The organism is Candidatus Omnitrophota bacterium, from assembly GCA_040755155.1.
Taxonomy (GTDB): Bacteria; Hinthialibacterota; Hinthialibacteria; order Hinthialibacterales; family Hinthialibacteraceae; genus JBFMBP01.
In genome coordinates this window covers 1-20,035 of record JBFMBP010000039.1, presented here as the reverse complement: position 1 = coordinate 20,035, position 20,035 = coordinate 1, and the positions used below count along the sequence as shown (strand labels likewise).

At 51.2% G+C, this 20,035-nt stretch carries 13 protein-coding genes; 4 read left to right on the top strand and 9 right to left on the bottom strand.

The annotated features are described in order from the left end of the window. Positions 1-166: 166 nt before the first annotated feature. From AB1656_04870 to AB1656_04850, 5 genes are all read right to left on the bottom strand, one after another. Positions 167-1,549, bottom strand: a complete 1,383-nt coding sequence (locus AB1656_04870; protein MEW6234699.1) for a GH1 family beta-glucosidase — start codon at positions 1,547-1,549, stop codon at positions 167-169. Between the two features lie 160 nt (positions 1,550-1,709). Next, a complete protein-coding gene (locus AB1656_04865; protein ID MEW6234698.1) occupies positions 1,710-2,912 on the bottom strand; it encodes a glycosidase in 1,203 nt (400 codons plus the stop codon). Then, a complete protein-coding gene (locus tag AB1656_04860) occupies positions 2,909-4,129 on the bottom strand; it encodes an AGE family epimerase/isomerase (protein ID MEW6234697.1) in 1,221 nt (406 codons plus the stop codon). Before AB1656_04860 ends, AB1656_04865 begins: the two co-directional genes overlap by 4 nt. After that, positions 4,119-5,939, bottom strand: coding sequence for a hypothetical protein (locus AB1656_04855; protein ID MEW6234696.1), 1,821 nt, complete (start codon positions 5,937-5,939; stop codon positions 4,119-4,121). The genes AB1656_04860 and AB1656_04855 overlap by 11 nt, the downstream gene beginning before the upstream one ends. 21 nt (positions 5,940-5,960) lie before the next feature. After that, positions 5,961-7,808, bottom strand: coding sequence for a sodium:solute symporter family protein (locus AB1656_04850; GenBank protein MEW6234695.1), 1,848 nt, complete (start codon positions 7,806-7,808; stop codon positions 5,961-5,963). Between the two features lie 268 nt (positions 7,809-8,076). Between AB1656_04850 and malQ the strand changes: the two genes are divergently transcribed. The 4 genes from malQ to AB1656_04830 all read left to right on the top strand — a co-directional run bounded on the left by malQ (position 8,077) and on the right by AB1656_04830 (position 14,531). Continuing rightward, the gene (gene malQ, locus AB1656_04845) at positions 8,077-9,630 is read left to right on the top strand and encodes a 4-alpha-glucanotransferase (GenBank protein MEW6234694.1); all 1,554 of its coding nucleotides are present in this window, start codon (positions 8,077-8,079) and stop codon (positions 9,628-9,630) included. 25 nt (positions 9,631-9,655) lie between these two features. Next, complete coding sequence (locus tag AB1656_04840; GenBank protein MEW6234693.1) at positions 9,656-10,990, top strand: MFS transporter; 1,335 nt, start codon at positions 9,656-9,658, stop codon at positions 10,988-10,990. Next, entirely contained in the window at positions 10,987-12,867 is a 1,881-nt protein-coding gene (locus AB1656_04835; protein MEW6234692.1) for an alpha-amylase family glycosyl hydrolase, read from the top strand. The genes AB1656_04840 and AB1656_04835 overlap by 4 nt, the downstream gene beginning before the upstream one ends. Before the next feature lie 293 nt (positions 12,868-13,160). Continuing rightward, positions 13,161-14,531, top strand: coding sequence for a Gfo/Idh/MocA family oxidoreductase (locus AB1656_04830; GenBank protein ID MEW6234691.1), 1,371 nt, complete (start codon positions 13,161-13,163; stop codon positions 14,529-14,531). A 66-nt stretch (positions 14,532-14,597) separates the two neighbouring features. On the opposite strand, the gene AB1656_04825 is transcribed toward AB1656_04830, so the two are convergent. The 4 genes from AB1656_04825 to AB1656_04810 all read right to left on the bottom strand — a co-directional run bounded on the left by AB1656_04825 (position 14,598) and on the right by AB1656_04810 (position 19,824). Then, positions 14,598-16,154 carry a hypothetical protein gene (locus AB1656_04825; protein MEW6234690.1) on the bottom strand — a complete coding sequence of 519 codons (1,557 nt, stop codon included), beginning with the start codon at positions 16,152-16,154 and terminating at the stop codon, positions 14,598-14,600. Between the two features lie 597 nt (positions 16,155-16,751). Further along, positions 16,752-18,044 carry a cation:proton antiporter gene (locus tag AB1656_04820; GenBank protein ID MEW6234689.1) on the bottom strand — a complete coding sequence of 431 codons (1,293 nt, stop codon included), beginning with the start codon at positions 18,042-18,044 and terminating at the stop codon, positions 16,752-16,754. 10 nt (positions 18,045-18,054) lie between these two features. Next, positions 18,055-19,434 (bottom strand): hypothetical protein, encoded by a 1,380-nt coding sequence (locus tag AB1656_04815; protein MEW6234688.1) that lies wholly within the window; start codon positions 19,432-19,434, stop codon positions 18,055-18,057. A gap of 48 nt (positions 19,435-19,482) precedes the next feature. Continuing rightward, positions 19,483-19,824 (bottom strand): hypothetical protein, encoded by a 342-nt coding sequence (locus tag AB1656_04810; protein ID MEW6234687.1) that lies wholly within the window; start codon positions 19,822-19,824, stop codon positions 19,483-19,485. Positions 19,825-20,035: the final 211 nt, after the last annotated feature.

Sequence of the window (20,035 nt, the reverse complement as noted above, 5' to 3'; positions counted from 1 at the left end):
TCAATAAGTCTTATGACGGCGAACCATATCCTCTCTCTTTCAACCATAGAAAAGAGGTTGGAAAAACAACTGCTTATATATGAATCGCCTGCAAACACCTTATAATTGACTTGAAATCGTATTATGGAAGATTCGCAGGCCGATTTCGAATGAATTCCGCCTTTTTTTAAAATCCATTCCGCTGGATTACGCTTCGATACCATTTCGCCGAGGCTTTCGGGATGCGTTGGCCGGAGGCGTAATCGACGTAATGAAGGCCGAAGCGCTTGGAGTAACCAAACGCCCATTCGAAATTATCCATAAACGACCAGACGAAATAGCCCTTCAATCGTACTCCGTTTTGAATCGCCTTATGACATTCCATCATGTATTGCGAGAGGAAATCGATGCGGTCTTGATCGTTCACTTCGCCGTCGGCAACCTCATCCTTCGTTGCGCAGCCGTTTTCGGTTAGCAGAATATCGGGATGTCCGTAACGTTCGTCGATCCATTCCAGCAGCTTGCGGCATCCCCAAGGAACGATGCTCCATCCCATATCAGTCTTCGGCCAGGCTTCGTCGGCGGAGAGAAGCACGCCGTGATCCTCGCAAAGGCCGCTGTTGTTTTTTACGTCCTCTTGCAGCGAATCCGCGTCTCCCGCATCGGCGGCGTACATCGTCGTGTAGTGATTCAATCCGAAATAGTCGGCGGAACCTATAACGAGTTCTTTATCCTTCTCGCTAAATCGCGGCAGCCGGCACCCTACGCGCGACTTCATGCTTTCGGGATAATCGCCGAGATAGATGGGATCGGCGAACCAACCCAAAAAGAATTCCACCGCCCGTTGAGCCGCCAGTTTGTCGGATTCGGAATCCGTGAGCGGCTCGCGCCAATCGCAGTTGTTGGCGATTCCAATAACTCCTTTCTGTTCGTCTTGATGCTTTCGCCGGTAAGCCTCCACGGCGAGGGCGTGGGCGCGCAGCAGGTTATGGGCGGCGATATACGGCTCTTCGTTGGAGACTCTTCCCGGCGCGAAGAAGCCCTGCCCATATCCCAACACGGCGGTAACCCAAGGTTCGTTGAGGGTGATCCAATGCTTGACGCGACCGCCGAAATGTTGAAAACAAATATCCGCATAATCGCGGAAATATTCCGCCGAGCGGGGATTTAGCCAGCCACCGCTTTCCAATTGCAGCGCCAAAGGGAAATCCCAATGATGCAGCGTCGCCCACGGCTCGATTCCCTTCTCCAGCAAAGCGTCGATGAGTTGGGAATAAAAACGGATGCCTTCGGGATTGATCTTGCCGCGTCCGGAAGGCTGAATGCGCGGCCAGGAGATGGAAAAGCGGTAGGCTTTCAATCCCATCTCCGCCATCAACTCCACATCTTCGCGAAAGCGATGGTAGTGATCGGCGGCGACGTCGCCAGTTTCGCCGTTTTGGATTCTTCCCGGTTCGTGCGCGAAGGCGTCCCAGACGGAAAGCCCTTTTCCGCCCTCAAGCCACGCCCCTTCGATTTGATAACTCGAAGTAGCGGATCCCCATAAAAAGTTTTCGGGAAATTGGATCATGATTTATCGGCTCGATTCGTCATTCCAACCTGCAATGAGAATGTTGTTTTTTTTCCTCTCCCAAGATTGGGAGAGGTTAGGTGAGGGTTGATAATAATTGACTTACTATTCCCTCACCCCAGCCCTCTCCCAAAGGGCGAGGGAACTTATAAGCGACAATTCAAATACGGATTGTTTTATCCCATTTTTCCATGATTTTGCGATTGTTCTCGATTAATTCCATTCTTTGCTGGATGCAAACGGACGAGCGCAATCCGTCAGACGGCGTGTTCAGCGTATAATCGAGCAGGCGTTCGACGGTAGAGGCGGCCACATGCAGGCGCGTATCGGAAGATCCGTAATAAATGAAGACGTCGCCGTTTTCGCGCGCGATCCAACCATTGGAAAAGACGACGTTCGATACGTCGCCGACGCGCTCTTCGCTGGTGGGAGCGAGAAAATATCCGCCGGGTTCTTTGATAATCTTCGCAGGATTTTTTAAATCCGCCAGGAATAAATAGAGGACGTAGCGCATCCCCGCCGCCGTGTCGCGCACGCCGTGAGCGAGATGCAGCCATCCGGCTTCGGTTTTAATGGGAGCGGGTCCAAGGCCGTTCTTGCCTTCTTTAATGGTATGATATTCGCGCCGGTCAATGATAATCTCTTCCTCGATAACGGCGTTTTCCATATCGCCGCACAAACCCCAACCGATGCCTTCGCCGGAGCCGGTGGCGGCGAAATCGCGCAAGGGGCGCGTATAGAATGCGTATTGGCCGTTGACGAATTCGGGATGAAGCACGCAGTTGCGCTGCTGGTTGGATTTCGTCTTCAAATTTGGCAGGCGCTCCCAATTTCTCAGGTCTTTCGTACGCGCGATTCCGCAGGCGGCCACGGCGGCGGATAGATTGTCCGGCTGCTTGGGATCATGGCTTTCCGCGCAGAACAGCCCGTAAATCCAACCGTCTTCATGGCGGACCAGGCGCATGTCGTAGATGTTGGTTTCCTGTTCGTCCGCATCGGGCATTACTACCGGCTCGTCCCAAAAGCGGAAACGATCCACGCCTGTAGGACTTTCAGCGACGGCGAAAAACGATTTGCGATCCCATCCTTCCACGCGCGCCATCACGCACATCTTGCCTTCCCATTCGATGGCGCCCGCGTTGAAGACGCTGTTGATTCCCATGCGCTCCATCAGATAGGGATTGGTTTGGCGATTGAAGTCGTAGCGCCAAAATGGAGGAACATGCGCGGCAGTCAGGACGGGATATTCGTAGCGGTCGAAGATCCCGTTCCCCGATTCCAGCTTTTTATTTTTCTGCTTCAATAATTTCTGATGCCGTTCAAAAATCTTTTGAGTTTGTTTTTCGAATTCATTTTTGGTCATGGTTCAATCCCTTTCCCGATTCGCTGCAAGCGGCGCAGGATTTCCAGGCAGGCGCGGGTATTGTGATAAGGGCCTTTCCATTCGGAAACCTTGGGTTCGCTTTCATCCGGCGTTCCTTCCCGCGATACGCGCCAAAACCATTCGCCGCGCTGACGGTCGACGATCCGGTTCTCGATAAAATCCCAACATTTGCGCGCCGTATGGAAATATTTATCTTCGCTGGATAATTGATAAGCATTGAGAAGTCCCACCACCGCCTCCGCCTGCGGCCACCATTCTTTATTATGGTCAATGATGGTTTCCCGTTCTCCTTCGTAAAACAAGCCGCCGTCGGCGTCGAATCCTTGGCTGAATACAGCATCGGCCAACGACAGCGCCATTTTCCGCACCTTCGGTTCAAGCGACTTATCGCCCAATGCTTCCACAGCTTTCCAAAGCAGCCAGCTGCCTTCGATATCGTGGCCGAAGGTGTAAGAGGCGGATTGGGGAATCCAACGTTCGTTGAAGAAATGTCGGAAATGCGCTTGTGCGGGATCGAAAATTTTCTGTTGGAAGATATCGATCAACTCCAATAGACGGCGGCGCAAACTATCCTCTTTCCAAACCCGATACAGATTGGCGTAGGCTTCGAGGAGGTGCAAGTGGTTGTTCATAGACTTCTTTTCGTTCATGTCCTTGTCGCTCAACCGGCAATCCTCGGCGAGCGTCCAATCGCGGTTGCAGGTTTCAAAATACCCCAATCCTTCCTCGTCATGGCTATATTCTTCTATCAGACGATATATGTTCTGCGCTCGTTGCAGGGCGGCTTCGCAGCGAAAGGCTTGGCTAAACTCCGACAACGCATAGACGCAAAACGCCTGACCGTAGATTTTTTTCTTATCGTCGAGACATCGGCCTTGAGCATCGAGCAGCCAGAAGGCCCCGCCGTATTCGCCATCCCAGAAAAAGCGTACGAAATACTCGTAAGCCCGTTGCGCTAGTTCGAGACAACGAAAATCGCAGTTCCAGCGAAAGACGGAGGAGAACGTCCATAGAAGCCGCGCATTGAGGATCAAGCCTTTGGGCGCGTCCTCAATTACGGTCAGATCGTTGGCCATGCGTCCGATGAATCCGCCGTTCTTACCGTCCAGCGAACGTTCCAGCCAAAAGGGAAGGATATCCTCGTTAAGTTCGCGTCCGACTCGGTTTTTAAAATCGAGAATTGTCTTATTGTCCATATTGAATTTCAATGCGGGAAAGGCTTCCCGGCCCGGCGAATTCGATTTTCAGAAATTGCGCATTTTCCGGAAAAGAATCAAGCGTATACAGAATCGGCCGCAAATAGCCATACTCGCCCTCTCCAGCGGAGAAATCGGTTTTTTGCGTTGCGATCTTCTTAAACTCTTTGCCATCGGCGGAAATCGCGAATGTCAAATCGGACGCCGCATCCGCGAAAAAGGAATAGAGTTTGCAGGCCTTCATCGGCCCTTCCACGCGATAGATCAACCACTCGTTCCGATCTCCGTTGAGGCGGTGAATATCCTCCTTGTACTTGCGCGCTTCGTTGCGCGCCAAGTATAGCTTATTGGATCGAATCAGAATTTTGGAATCGTTCTCGAATTCGTCGATAAAAGAACGATGCTTCACTAAAACCGGCCCCGCGACATGGCTCGGTTGAGAGGTTCCCGAACTATTGACCGCCCGCACGCGATAGTAATACTCCTTTCCGATCTCCGCCGAATCGTCATTGAATAATGGGCGATATTGGAATTCCGCGTCGGATGCGTTTTGCGCCATGCGCTTCCAAGGGCCTTGACCGCTTTCCGCGCGTTCGACGTCATAGCCGGAGGCGCCCGCCGATCCTTGCCAGCGAATGGCGCCAACGTCTTCGATAGGCAATAATACGGGCGGATTTGGGATTTCGAGTTCCGGAACCGGTTGGCCTTGAATAGCGAAGGCCTTGGCGCGCATCAACCCCATCAAATTCTTCTCGTCGTAAATCTCGCCGGAGGAGAATCCCGGCCAATGGTACGCCTTGAAGAAATCGCCGCCCGATGGCTCCGAATGCCAAAAGAAGCCGCCGTTGCGATGGTGATAGCGCAGGCTCCAAATCAACGCGCCGGATAGGCGTTCCCGCAGAACGGCGTCGAGAATCATCCGCACGCCTTCCGTACCGATGAATCCGAACTCGCCCAACATATAAGGCTTCTTTCCCGCCGCTTTGCGAGCGCTGGCTTCGATGTGGGAAAGCATCTCGCGCGGGTCTTTTTCGTAATGATGCGTCTGTACAACGTCGATGGCGCCGTCGGCAATGGTTTCATCCCGCAGAACGGTCGTGTTGTAGCCATCCATAACCAAATGGTTGGCATCCAGCGAATGGATATAGGCTGCGATTTCATGAGTCCACGAATGCGGGCACATGGTTTCGTTGCCGGTTTCCCAAGCCAGAATCGCTTTATCCTCCCGGTAGGGAACACTGGTGATGGTATTGACGCGGGTAAGGACGAAATGGACGGTCTTCTTGAAATCGGCGATCAATTCGGGATCGTTCCAAAATTCGTCTCTCTTCTTCCCTCGGAAAGCGGCGTACTCTGCCGCTCCGCCCCACCATTGAAAATTATTGACGAAGGGGATAATAAGGCGAATGCCGCAGCGGTTGGCCGCCGCCAAGACTCTGTCCAAGGCTTGAAAAGCCTCCTCGTTGAATTTTCCCGGACCGACTACGTATTTGGGCGTATTAGCCGGTTCCCCTGCTTTGAATACGGCAAGAGTATACGTGCGCGCTACTCGTCCCCCCATTTGCCGGATAGTTTCCAACGCATCGTTGATTTCAAAATCGTCCGGCATTCGAAAAGGCATAACGCGCTCGAATTCCATATCGTCTTCAACGTAATGAAGGTTGGGAATGTTGAAGGAAACGAAACGGAACTCCTCTTTCCCGTCCATCAACCGATCGCCGTCGCGGGTGATGAAATGTTCGAAGCCATAGGCGAAAACGGATGTCGTCAAAGCGACAAGAGAGCAGAGAGAAAGAATGGCGGTTTTCATGATTCATCCTCCGAAACGACGTTATCGCGCGGAATATTCGGTTTCCGTTGGCAAAGCGTCTTCTTTTTCCAAACGATCGTACCAATTCACTTTTAATATGAATGTAGTCGCGGCGATAACGGCAAGCGACGTTAGGATGCCTTCGGTTTTGCGAATCACGATAAACATAGGCAGCGCGACTAAGCCGACCTGCCAGACCATGCCTGCCAGAACGTTCGTGAAATCCAACCAGAATCGGTTATTTTTTTGAAACTCAGGATTCTCTTGCTTTACTTTCTGGTAAATCGGTCCCCAGAAGCCCCACGGGCGTACTCTCATATAAAATTTTTTCAAGACGGCGTCGTCTTCCGGTTGAGTCAGAAGGCTTCCCAGGATGCAGCCCAGCGTCGAAACGGCCAGAATGGGCGGAAAACCGTATATAGCGTGAAGATGGGGATAATAAGCCGCCATCGCGATAGGCGCGATCAAGGCGGCGGCGATGCCGGAGATCATCCCCCAGAAAAATCCATAGCCGTTGAAGCGCCACCAATACCATTTCAAAACATTGGAGGCGGCATAGCCCGCCCAAAGCGCATTCACGATCCACTGCGTGATGTTGTCGATCGATTCCACGACGAAGCCGAAGCCTATGCCAACCACCACCACGGCGACGGACGCCGCATAACTGATTCGGACATACTTTTTGGGCTCCGCATGGGGATTGATGAAACGCTTATAGATATCGTTGACGATATAAGCCGGAGCGGCGTTGACCGTGGCCGCAAATGTGGACATGAACGCCGCCAAAAGTCCGGCGATCAACAAACCCATCAATCCAATCGGAACGAAATTTTTGATCGCGTATGGCAGGATCAACTCGAAATCGGGCTTGTCTCCCATCGCTTTGAGTTCCGGAATGAAATAGCCGAGCGCCAAAATAATTAATCCGGCGATCAGCATATAGCGCGGGATGAACAACACCACGTTCACGAATCCGCTCATCAGACTCGCTTCGCGGGTGTTGCGGGTGGCTAAAATTCTCTGCATATCGTAATTGGGCGCCGGACCGGCCATACTGACCAAAATTCCTTTGAACATCATCATCATGAAGAAGATGCCGAAGAGCGAGTAGCCGTCGGCTACGATTTTTTGATTCACCGAATCGAGAACGCCCGTCCAATCCAAATCCAGTTTCCAGCCGAAAAAGAGGTTCTGCCATCCATCCGGCGTCATGCGTTCGATCATCTGGGGCGAGACCTTGCACATGGCGATGACGCCCACGACGATGGAGGCGATCGTCATGATGAGAAATTGCAATATTTCGGTCAACACCACGCTGAACATTCCCCCCTTTACCACGTATACGGCGGTTACGCTGAGAATAATGACGGCGTAAGCGTTTTCCGAGATATCCCAGGGCAGAAAGATGGAGGCGAATTTTCCAATGCCTTTGAAGTCGTAAGCGAGGAAGCCCACTACGCTGACTAAGGCGAAGATGACGACGCTGATGTAGGCGAGATTGGCGCCCCGGCCCGAACCGAAGCGGAACGTTATCCATTCCGCGCCCGTCAGCACGTTGGAGCGCCGCAGCCAGGTGCTGAGATAAACCATGAGGAAAATCTGGTTGAAAGTCGGCCACAACCACGGCAGCCAGACGCTTTTGAGGCCGTACACGAAGCCGATGTAGACCAGCCACATGGTGCCGGTAATGTCGAACATGCCGGATGCGTTGGAGACGCCCAGAATATACCACGGCATCGATTTGCCGCCCAGGAAATAGGAATCGAGGTTTTTTGCAGCCCGGCGCGACACCCAAAATCCCAGCCCGATGGTGACGACGAGATAAATGATGACGATCGCGATATCGATCGCATTCAATTGCAGTTGCATGAGCGTTTGTTCCTCCCTCGCTTTTCCGAAGATTACCGCTGTTCCCCAAGAAACGATGCGAAGATCGTATCAAAGGCCGCAATTTAAGTTAAGCCGGGGATTGTCGATCAAAGACGGAAATTTATGATCGAATGGGAGTCAAAAACATGTTTGTTAAGTCGCTTGACATGGCGCTGACTGTCGCGGGATAATCGGTTGGAAATTAAGAAGTATAAAATATTTTTCGCTTTAAATGGGAAATCCCGGTTTATAGAGAATTGCATCTTTAATGATTTTTGAACGAGCCAGCGGACTCTTGTTGCATCCAACATCGTTGCCGGGACGATATGGCATCGGCGATTTGGGCGGCTCTGTATATGAATTTATCAACTTCCTCCATCAAAGCGGTCAACATTACTGGCAGGTGCTGCCGCTAGGGCATACCGGGTACGGCGACTCCCCCTACCAATCGTTCTCCGCCTTTGCCGGCAATCCATTACTGTTAAGTTTGGAACTCTTGCGGCAAAAATCTTGGCTTACGCAAAACGAACTCGACTCATTGCCATCTTTTCCGGACGATCATGTCGATTACGGCGCCGTCATTCCCGCCAAATTGCGATTATTGCAAATCGCGGCGAAACGGTTTCGCGAAAAATTATCGAAAAGCGACCGCGACAATTATCATCGGTTTTTGGAGGACAATCATTGGTGGCTCGATGACTATGCGTTATTTATTGCATTGAAGGATCGCCATAAAGGAGCCGTTTGGACGCAGTGGCCGCCGGAGTTAGCGCATAGAAATAAAGAGGCGATCGATCATTGGAATCAACGATTGTCCGGCGAGATCGAATCGATTAAAGTATGGCAGTATTTCTTCGACAGACAGTGGGAGAATGTCAAACAATACGCCAATCGCCATCGAATAAAAATTATCGGCGATATTCCTATCTACGTCGCTCACGATAGCGTCGATGTCTGGGCCCATCAACATTTGTTTCAGCTCGAGGCGGACGGTTCTCCGACCGTCGTCGCCGGCGTCCCCCCCGATTATTTCAGCGTAACAGGACAATTATGGGGAAATCCCATCTACCGATGGGACATCGAACGCGGCCCGGTCTATTCATGGTGGACAGATCGTTTTCGCCATATATTCAAACAAGTCGACATTGTTCGATTGGATCATTTTCGCGGATTCGAAGCCTACTGGCAGGTTCCCGCAGGCGAAGAGACCGCCATCAACGGCGAATGGATCGAAGGGCCTGGCGCAGCATTTTTTGAACGCTTGCAGCAAGAATTCGGCGGCGAGTTGCCGATCATCGCCGAAAATCTCGGCGTAATCACCGCCAAAGTAGAAAATTTACGAAAGCGCTTTCATTTCCCCGGCATGGCCATATTGCAATTCGCCTTTGGAAGCGGCTCGGACTGCAAAGACCTTCCTCATAATTATCCCCAAGATATTACAGCCTACACAGGCACGCACGATAACGACACGACCATGGCGTGGTGGTTGTCAAGCGGAGAGAACGACAGCACGCGCACTGCGGAAGAAGTCGATCGAGAAAAGGCATACGCGCGCAAATATTTACATACGAACGGAGAGGAAATTCATTGGGATTTTATTCGCGCATTGATGGCGTCGGTTGCGAACGCCGCGATAATCCCCGTGCAGGACTTGTTAGGATTAGGCGGCCAAGCGCGCATGAATTTTCCCGGCCGTCCTTCAGGAAACTGGCAATGGCGATTGCAAGCCGATTGGTTGACGGATGAAATCCGAGATCGTTTGCTCGAACTGACGGAAACCTACGGCCGTATTCCAAAAATTAGAAACGCCGAAAACGAGTGAATTTTCCTTTGGGGAGGAACCTCAAGTGGTTAAACCGCGCTTAAAAATCTGGCAGATTTGGAACATGAGTTTTGGCTTTCTCGGCATTCAGTTCGGTTGGGGACTGCAGATGGCCAACATGAGTTCGATCTATGAATATCTCGGCGCCAATCCGGACCAGATTCCCATATTGTGGTTAGCCGCTCCTCTCACCGGATTGATTGTTCAACCCATCATCGGCTATATGAGCGATCGAACATGGGGATGCTTAGGCCGTCGCCGTCCTTACTTTTTGATGGGCGCATTATTAAGTTCATTCGCGCTTGTCATTATGCCCAATTCATCGGCATTATGGATGGCGGCAGGCTTATTATGGATTCTCGACGCGTCCGTAAACGTCAGCATGGAGCCATTTCGCGCTTTTGTCGCCGATTTGCTACCCGACGAACAATTAACGCTCGGCTTCGCCATGCAAAGTTTTCTGATCGGTTTAGGCGCAGTGATTGCCTCTTCGCTTCCGTGGATCATGATTAACATTTTAGGAATCAGCAGCGAAAGCACATCCGAAATGGCGATTCCGTTAAACGTGAAAATGTCGTTTTATATCGGCGCGTGCGTCTTTCTGCTCGCCGTTTTATGGACGATCTTCACTACCAAAGAATATCCTCCGGATAATTTGGAAGAATTCAAACGGAAGAAAGCGAAAACCGCAGGCGCGGCGGGAGCGATTCGCGAGATATTCCATTCCATTCTCGCCATGCCCAAAACCATGAGACAACTCGCCCTGGTTCAATTCTTCACTTGGTTGTGCCTGTTTATTATGTGGCTGTTTTTTTCGCCCGCCGTCGCGTTTCATTTTTTCGGCGCAACATCGACGCAAGATCCTCTCTACGCCGATGGAATCGCTTGGGGAGGCATTTGCTTCGCCGTCTATAACGGGGTGGCTGTGCCGATGGCTTTATTATTGCCGACTATGGCCCGAGTATTTGGGAACAAACAAACCCACTCGATTTGTTTGTTTTTGGGCGGACTGGGTTTGGCGTCTGCGATTCTATTTGTTGGCAATCACTATCTGCTTATCATCCCCATGATTTGCGTCGGCGTCGCCTGGTCGAGCATTTTGGCTATGCCTTATGCGATCCTTGCAGGCTGCCTGCCTAAAGAAAAAACGGGGTTGTATATGGGAGTATTTAATTTCTTCATCGTACTGCCTCAGATTCTTGCGGCGGTTGGCGGCGGCTGGATTATGAGCCATGCGCTTCACAACAACCGGCTGGCGGCGGTTGTCGTTGCGGGAGCAAGCATGATTACGGCGGCGATTCTTGTTCTTCGCGTTGAAGAACAGCATCGCGAAGAAAGTTCCATAGAGGTCTCATCATGAAACGAACTCGTTCGATTGCTATTGCCTTTATCATCGCTTGTTTTACTCACTCGGTTCTATCGCAATCCATCATCCATAAAGTCGAACCGCCCAATTGGTGGACGAATCATTCCTGGAATCCCATTCGCCTATTAATCCATGGAAAAAACTTGCAAGGCGCTCGCGTTGTTTCGCATCACAACGGCGTTCAAATCGGATTAGTAAGCATAAATCAGAGCGGAACCTATGCATTTGTCGATCTGCATATCGATAAAAACGCCGGTCTTGGAAACGTTTCTTTAGAACTTTCCACTCATGATGAGCAGGAACAAATTCCTTTTTCTCTGCAAAAGCCCCTAACGCGAGAAGGACGCTTTCAAGGCATCTCAAGCGATGACGTGATTTATTTGTTAATGCCAGACCGGTTTGCCAATGGAGATGCAAGCAACGACAATCCTTCCCAATCGGCTGGATTGTGCAACCGCTTAAAAACGCGCTACTATCATGGAGGAGATTTTCAAGGCATTATTGACAAACTGCCTTATCTCAAAGATCTCGGCGTTACGGCGTTATGGTTAAATCCCATTTACGACAACCATAACGCGCTCAATGAGAAGGAAATTTACGACGAAGGTCCAATTACGGATTATCATGGCTATGGAGCCGTCGATTTTTATGGCGTGGAAGAACACTTCGGCGATTTTGATTTGTTTCGCAAACTTGTCGATCAAGCTCATGCGCATGGAATCAAAGTCGTCATGGACCAAGTGGCGAACCATACAAGCCCTTATCATCGCTGGGTGAAAGATCCGCCAACGCCTACATGGTATAATGGCAGCGAGGGCCAGCATTTGAAGAACGTCTGGCAAACATGGACGTTAAACGATCCCTACGCGTCGGACGCGGCTCAAAAAGATACTCTTGAGGGATGGTTTATCGACATTTTGCCCGACCTAAACCAAAACGACAAGGAAACAGCATTATACTTAATCCAAAATTCACTTTGGTGGATTGGCGTATCGGGAATCGACGCCATTCGACAAGATACGCTGCCTTATGTTCCTCGTTCCTATTGGCGCGACTGGGCGAAAGCCGTTAAGAAAGAGTATCCTCATTTTATATTGCTTGGCGAAATGTTCGACGGCGATCCTGCCAAAGTATCGTTCTATCAAGGCGGCCGCTCTCGCTTCGACGGCATCGATTCCGGAATCGATGCTTTATTTGACTTTCCTCTATTTTACAAAATACGCGACGCGTTCGCGAAACAAAAATCCTTGCGCGAAGCCGTTATCGCATTGAGCAAAGATTGGTTATATGAAAATCCAGAGTTGCTTGTGACGTTTTTGGGATTGCATGACGTCGCCCGCTTCATGAACGAAGAAAACGCCACGGTGGAAGGATTGAAACTCGCCTATACCTTTTTGATGACGACGCGCGGCGTTCCTCTTATTTATTACGGCGATGAAATCGCCATGCCGGGCGGCGGCGATCCGGACAATCGCCGAGATTTCCCCGGCGGTTGGCCTGACGACGAGCGCAATGCGTTTTATGAATCTGGCCGGACGGAGCAAGAGCAAAGCGTATTGAAACACGTCCAGACGCTCGCATCATTGCGCCGAACCATGGCGCCGCTGCGCGGCGGGCGTTTAGTCCATCTTGTCATAAACGACCAAGAGTATGTCTATGCGCGCATCCTCGATAAACATGCCGCAATCATTGCCATTAACAATTTCAATGAATGGAAGAATTTGCTCGTTCCCGTCCATACGCTTGGCTTAGACGATGGATTGATTCTGAGAGACTGCCTTAAAATCCATAGCGATGTACGAATCGATAAGCAATTCATATCCATAAAGCTACCCCCGCGCAGCGGAATATTTTTATGCAATAACAATTAGAGATTTTTCTTTCGTCGTCTTCATGATAGGTCCCATCAACTGGAATAAAATAGGTATTGGCGTTCGATAATAAATTCGATGCGTATGATAACAAATGTATATGCAATTTGGACTCAATGTGGATTGAAACGTTGGTCGCTGCATGCAGTGGAGATACAGTTACTGGCGATTGTTACGCGCCAGATAATGATAGTTTAGAAAGTTGCCCATTCGCTCCTCTATCGAAATCTTATCGTTTTTGTATAAAATAGAATTGTCTTAAATCATGTTCATTTAGCGTTAAGGAGAATCCGATGAAAGCAACGAAAACCACGAGACGCAGTTTCTTTAAGAACGGCGCGATGGGCGCCGCCGCTTTTACCATTGTTCCCAATTCGGTTCTGGTACGCAACGGCGTTGCCTCGCCCAACGATAAATTGAATCTCGCCGCCATCGGCGTAGGCGGACGGGGCGGCGACGATCTTCGAAACGCCGTCTCGGAAAATATCGTCGCCTTGTGCGACGTGGATTCCCGCAGCGCCGCGCGTTCGTTCAGGCAATTTCCCAACGCCAAACCGTTTAAAGATTTCCGCGTCATGTTCGACCAAATGGAAAAAGAAATCGACGCCGTCCTCGTCGCCACTCCCGATCATTGCCACTCCGTCGCCGCTATGGCCGCGTTGAAGCGCAAGAAGCATCTGTTCTGCGAAAAACCACTATGCCATTCGATCTACGAGACGCGGATGGTAACCGAAGCGGCGCGCCAGGCCGGCGTGATAACGCAAATGGGCAATCAAGGCCATTCCTCCGACGAGATTCGTATGCTCTGCGAGTGGATCGCCGATGGCGTTGTGGGAGAAATCCGCGAAGTCTACGCATGGAGCGACCGCCCCGTCGGCGGCGATCCTTGGTCGATGTTTCTAGTGCAGGCTCGTCCCAAAGAAACGCCGCCCGTCCCAGAAGGTTTGGATTGGGATTTATGGCTTGGCCCCGTCGCTTTCCGTCCTTATCACCCAGATTATTGCCCCACGAAATGGCGCAGCTGGCTCGCTTTCGGCACCGGCGCCATCGGCGATATGGGATGCCATATCATGGACCCGGCCTTCTGGGCGATGAACCTCGGCGCTCCCGAATACGTGGAAGCGACAACCACCCATTGGGAGCCGGAAATCAGCGCCGAAACCTATCCCCGCGCCGCCATCGTGCGTTACCAATTTCCGGCTCGCGGCATTCATCCTCCAGTGAAACTAACTTGGTTCGACGGCAGGTTGAAGCCGCCCATCCCGGCGAATTATATCAATGGAGAGAAGCTGGGCGGCAACGGCGCCATGTTCGTAGGCGAGAAGGGAATTATCCTGCATGGCTCCCACGGCGCGGGCAGCCTTCGCTTGGAACCGGAATCGCTAATGAAGGAATATAATCGCCCCCCGGCGACGATTCCGCGAGTAAAGGGCGGCCAAGGCGGACACGTGCAGGATTGGCTGCGCGCCTGTAAAGACGGCAAGCCCTCCAGCGCCAGTTTCGAATACGGCGGCGCCTTGACCGAAATGGCGCTGTTAGGCGTACTCGCCATGCAAGTCAAAGACGAACGCTTGTATTGGGATCCGCAACATATGGAAATCAAAAACAACGATAAAGCCAACGCCATCGTCCATCCAACGTTCCGCGAAGGATGGTCGTTGTAAGTAGAAAGGGACTATCCATTTTTATTGGAAAAACTCTTTCCAATTGGAAGAAACGGAATATAAAAATCACGCCTTCGCCGAGGTGATTTCGTTGGACTCGCCTTTCTTCTTCTGAATAGGCGGCATGACGACGAGAGAGTCGAGAGCCATGTTGAAAAAATCGACTCGCGACTTGCGGGCGTTGAACGTGTTATTGGCGAAATCGACATCACCGGCGGAATTGCAATTGAAGCGGAGATAGCGCTTGAAAGGGTCTTTCCCCAGCGCTTCCACTTCGTTGTCGCTGGGATCGTTCAAGCCGAGATTGACCAGCCAGCCCCGCGTTTCCGCCACTTGCTGGTTCAATCCCAGTTCCATGCAGATCACGCTCTGTTTTTCCGCCATTCTTTTATCGAGATGCGCCGCGTTAGGCCCCCGCCTGGGAGATTTACGAACTTCCTCTACTTCCTCTTCCGGAAACAGAAGAATGGTAGGAGGGGCGATTTCGCATTTGGCGACCGCCGACAACGTCTCCTGCAACACCATGAGATGGTGGGAATATTGATCGCACAGAAAAGAACGGGACGTTGGGGTTCCGCCATAAAAGATAACGAAGCGGGGAAATATATTTACGAGTTTGGCGAGGCTGCGGATATCTTCGTCGATGCGTTCCAATAAAATCTGGCGAAAGTGCGGTGAAAGCGTTTCGTTGGTCAATAGATCGCGGAAGCGGTTTTGATCGATTTGATTGAAGGGAACGCCCTCCGTGTATTTCCATTCGTAGAACAGGGAGTCGCATTGTTTCGCCCGTTCTACATTCATGGAAAAATCGCTGCGATTCGAAGAGTTGGATAATATCTTGCGGAACGATTTGGCCTTCTCGACATCCCTTTCCAACTCTTGAAACAGTCCCCCGTCTCCCGCTATATGCTTCAAAGCCCGCATGACGGCAGGATAAAAAACATGCGCCTGGTTTTCCGATTGCCGTTCGATTTCCGCTTTGAAAATCCCAATCAGTTGCAGCCAGGCGTCCAATCCGCACAGCCGAATCTCTTTTTGCGCGGCGGAATCTTCTATGATAAAGCCGGTTGTCTCGCGCCGGAGAAACTGCATTCCCAACCGGCTCATCAACCGCTGGAATTCCACAGCGCAAAGCCGGCCTTGCGCTTTGTCCGGCTCCGCTTGAACCCCCGCGCGCTTGAGCAGCAATTGCGTTTCGGCGGGAGAAGCTCCCACAACAAAAAAGATCGATTTCCCAACTTCCTTGGCGGCCCAATCGCGAATGATTTGCGCTTTCCCAGCGATCTCTTGAATGCGGCTTTCGACTTCTTCGGCTTTAATCTCGATTCCCAACTGGTGGCGTTTGCATAAATTTTCGAAAAAAGCGAGATCGTCCGCATCCAGACACAAGTCTGTTTTTTGAAAGGCTAATTTAACGATGCGTTCCGCCGAAATACGCCCCTCTTCTTCCTCATGCCATCCCCATTTGAAAAAGGGAACCGTCTCTTCGCCCGCCCAGGAATCGACAATCCCTAAGTCCTCTAGAATCCTCTTGTTGTCGCAGGCTGCGCTTGGAGCCGTAAACAAGGCTAGCGCTATTCCTCCTATCAGTAATAGAATAACCCCCAACAAAACCGCCATCATGATTTCTTCTCGCCAACGAAAAGGATGAACCCAAGAAGAATTGTAAAATAATTATGCTTTTATTAATAATATATAACAAAAAATAGATATTATCAACCAAAAAAAATTAAATTAAGCCGAAGTTCCCCTCCTCATAAGTTATAAGTATACAATAATCTGACAGATAAGCCCAAACGGGAGGTTGATTAGTGGGTACAAAAGCGCTACAGGGGAACGCGAAGCAAATCCAGCGCGCGTTGTTGCATCGGATTGGGTTGAGTGATTTTCTTAAAGGCCGGTATCGACGCTCTTCAGTCTGCGAAAAGCCCGTTCCACCGTGGAAAGCCGTTTGTAGGATTCCACCACTTTTTCCGAACGTGGTCGAGGCGCTCCATTCCCTCAACTCATGAGACAGCGCCAATTTCGAGGAGGGTTGCTAAATGCGAGCGGCGATCATAGCGACGACTAAATCCCGTTCCCGGCAAGTGCGAGAGTTATAAAATTATCTACATATTTACATGACTACATTCCTTGCAGCACAAAAAAGCGCAACCTCAAAAATATCCAAAGGTTACGCCTAATATTCCAATTATTTATTTAGGAACTTCGGATTAGAAGTCATCGCCGATGCTTCCCCGTCTCCCCGGAACGCTGCAGCGCGAATTTTAATGCGATAGGGCCGACGATTTGATTCACGGCGATGACGGTGACGACAATAGTTTTCAAATCGGCGCCCCAGGAGATGCCTTCTCTTTGCAAGATCGTAACCAAACCCAGGCTGACGCCCGCCTGCGCCAGGAACGCCGTCCATAAACTTGACGCCGAAGGATAAATGTCTCTCGAAAGACGAATGCCGATCCACGTCGATCCCGCCATGGCCAGCATTCTCGCCAATACCAAAACGATCGTCGCCGCCCAGGCTAAGGCTAAAGCGGCTAAATTCAACGAAGCGCCGGCGATGCAGAAGAAAATCACGTAGACGATTAACGAACTGTTTTCGATCGTCTCGATCAAATCTTTGCCTTGCTTCGAAGCGTTCGTAACCCAGAATCCGGCGATGATGCATATAATCAGCGTATCCAAGTGCAGCGTCTTCGAGCCTTCAGAAACTAAATAGCAAAAGGCGAGCACAAAGAGAATGGCGTCGATGCGGATCATTTTCAGATATTGCGAAATCATCCACCCCGCTAATAATCCCGCGCCGCAGGAAAAGACGAGTTCTTCGGCCAACTCGCCCAAAAAGCCCCATTCGAAGCTGCCGCCCTGTTCTGAAATTTTGACAAGGGGAATCAACGCCGTAAAAAGTACGATCACCAAAACATCCTTGACGACGGCGACGCCCAAAATGGCTTCCGTAGCCTTTCCCGAAGAACGAGTTTCCGTGATAACGGCGATGGTCGAAGAAGGCGACTGGGCGACGGATATAACGCCGAAAATCGCCGAAGCCGCCAACCGCCCGCGAAAAGAGAGCGAGGAAAGAAAAGGCAGCCAATGAATTATAACGAAAAAAACGGCGGCTCCGGCTAGAAAGAGAGAAATCGTTTGCGCCAGCGTGATGTAGGCGATTCCCCGCCATCTTTGTCGTATAGAGGCGAAGCGCAATTCCCCCCCGGCGGACAACGCGATCAAGGCCAGCGCGATTTGATCGATCAAGGAAAAATCGCGGATCATGTCATTCGTCAAAAAGCCGCCGATATAAGGACCCAAAGCCATGCCGGTGAAGAGGTATCCGGAAATGCGCGGCAGCCGCAAGCGAGACAGAATTTCCCCCGCTAGATAGGCGGCGAGAATCACCCCGCCCAAAGCGACGGCCATGCCGCCTATTCCGCTTTCTCCTAAGGGAAAGGGGTATTGGCGGACAATTAGAATCAAAGCCGCCATAATAAAAAACGCTATCGACCGAGAGCGCATGAACGATCCTTTAAGACGAATTGGATTTTGCTAAGTTCCGCCAATCCGGAGCCGAGATATCGCCCGATCGCCTTAACGCCCGCATCAGCAGCGCCGGACCGATCAGTTGATTGACGAGAACGGATAAGATCGCGACGCTCAGCGCCAAATCCGCCCAGCGGCCGGGATAGATCAATTTGTAATCGATCGCCAAAGCGATGGCCACTCCGCCTTGCGGAAGCATCGCCAACCCTAAGCGGGGAAGGATGGGGATTTTGCTTTTCAAAAACAAAGCGTTTGCCCAGCGCATTCCTGCGTATAATCCCAAAACTCGCGCAAAAAGATAAAGCGAAACGAAGGCGAGCGCCATTGGAGTAATCGCCGGCAACAGCGCTCCGGTTAGAATCATAAAGATAACGAAGAACGGCTTCTCCATCGCCGTCAATAGATTCGAGACGCGCCCGCGTGCGAAATTAGGTAGATTGGACAACGTCGCGCCCATGATGAAATTGACGAATAAAGGCGATAAGTGCAGAGAGGCGGCTAGTCCGGTCGACAACACTACCGATCCGGTCAGCGCCAATAGCATTTCCCGGCTTTCCATTCTTTCGCTAGTCAGATAATGCAGCATCCAGCCAAGCGAAACGCCAAGAAGCAGCGCCGCCGCCAGCCATAAGCCGCCGTGCATGATCGGGGGGCAATAGAATGCCTCCAAGGAAATTCCATCCAGCGGCGCATCCATGATTTTGTTGGGAAGCGAAGCGTTTTCCGGGATGATTCCGCTTAGAGTTCCCTGGTTTGAAATATGGTAGAGGCAATACCATGCGCCCATGCCGATTATGGCGAGGGGAGCGCGGATATCGGTAAGCAATTGCAACAGCTTGATCGTCTCCCCCCGCGCATCCGTCCTTCTCTTCGCCAACGCCAAGGCGGTATAAGTAGATTCCGTCGACGCAGCGGCCAGCAAAACGCAAAAACTCGTTTCCGCCAGCGTTCCGAAACGAGACCAGGATAGATCGTCCGCGAAGGAAAGAGGCAGCATTCGCAAGAGAAGACCTCTCGCGCTCCATAAAGCCAGAAACACCGTCGAAAAACAGACGAGGGAAATCGCGGCGCCAGTCCACCAGATCGCCGCTGGAATGCGCCGGACGACGCGCCGGTCGAATTGCAGCCCGATCAACAATCCAATCCACCCCAGCCCTAAGCTAAGAATAGGCGCCAATCGCTGCAAGGCGGATTCCGTCAACACATTGGCGGCGTATGGCCCCAGAATCACTCCGATAAACAAAAATTCCGTTCCCGCCAAAAAAATGGATTGCAGCCCCAGGGAAAAACGGCCGCGGAACAACGCCAGACGCGATCCGGCGAAACCCAGAAGAAGAATGAGAACGAATCCGGCGATTGCGTTCATCGTAAGATAAAATCCACCTCGTAAAAATTCGCTTGAAATGAGGGTATTTTAATGCCGATTGTTTTTGGCGGAAAGAAAAAAGCCGATCGGCAGCGTAAAGAGAGTTCCGATGGCGGGATCGGTCAAATCGATGTCGAGATCGCGCAGAATGGCGATCAATCTTTGGACGATTTCCATGGATGGAATCAGGGCGAAGATATTCTTGTTGTATGCGCGCGATCCGCGGGTGGATTGCAATAGACCGGCGAAGATGGGAACGTCTTTCGCCAGCACCCGCTCCATCGCCACCCCTTCCACGACGGAAGCGCCGGTGATTTCCAATTCCACCATTTCGGCCAGGATATCGTCCAGATACTCCTCTTTATTGAGAATAATAATAAGAAGCTGCATAACGACCTATTACTGAAACAATCCTACGGCTCGGATTCGACGGCTGATATAAAATCTGTAGAAACACGGTATCCAATCCCTAAACCGAAGTTCCCCCCCTCAAAAGTCATAAGTATATAATACTCTGGGAGATAAACCCAAACGGGAGGTTGATTACTGGGTACAAAAGCGCTACAGGGGAACGCGAAGCAAGTCCAGCGCGCGTTGTTGC

Bases quoted from the DNA above. Each gene is read 5' to 3' on its own strand.
- AB1656_04870 (MEW6234699.1), bottom strand. From the start codon at position 1,549: ATGATCCAATTTCCCGAAAACTTTTTATGGGGATCCGCTACTTCGAGT.
- AB1656_04865 (MEW6234698.1), bottom strand. From the start codon at position 2,912: ATGACCAAAAATGAATTCGAAAAACAAACTCAAAAGATTTTTGAACGG.
- AB1656_04860 (MEW6234697.1), bottom strand. From the start codon at position 4,129: ATGGACAATAAGACAATTCTCGATTTTAAAAACCGAGTCGGACGCGAA.
- AB1656_04855 (MEW6234696.1), bottom strand. From the start codon at position 5,939: ATGAAAACCGCCATTCTTTCTCTCTGCTCTCTTGTCGCTTTGACGACA.
- AB1656_04850 (MEW6234695.1), bottom strand. From the start codon at position 7,808: ATGCAACTGCAATTGAATGCGATCGATATCGCGATCGTCATCATTTAT.
- malQ (MEW6234694.1), top strand. From the start codon at position 8,077: ATGATTTTTGAACGAGCCAGCGGACTCTTGTTGCATCCAACATCGTTG.
- AB1656_04835 (MEW6234692.1), top strand. From the start codon at position 10,987: ATGAAACGAACTCGTTCGATTGCTATTGCCTTTATCATCGCTTGTTTT.
- AB1656_04830 (MEW6234691.1), top strand. From the start codon at position 13,161: ATGAAAGCAACGAAAACCACGAGACGCAGTTTCTTTAAGAACGGCGCG.
- AB1656_04825 (MEW6234690.1), bottom strand. From the start codon at position 16,154: ATGATGGCGGTTTTGTTGGGGGTTATTCTATTACTGATAGGAGGAATA.
- AB1656_04820 (MEW6234689.1), bottom strand. From the start codon at position 18,044: ATGCGCTCTCGGTCGATAGCGTTTTTTATTATGGCGGCTTTGATTCTA.
- AB1656_04815 (MEW6234688.1), bottom strand. From the start codon at position 19,434: ATGAACGCAATCGCCGGATTCGTTCTCATTCTTCTTCTGGGTTTCGCC.
- AB1656_04810 (MEW6234687.1), bottom strand. From the start codon at position 19,824: ATGCAGCTTCTTATTATTATTCTCAATAAAGAGGAGTATCTGGACGAT.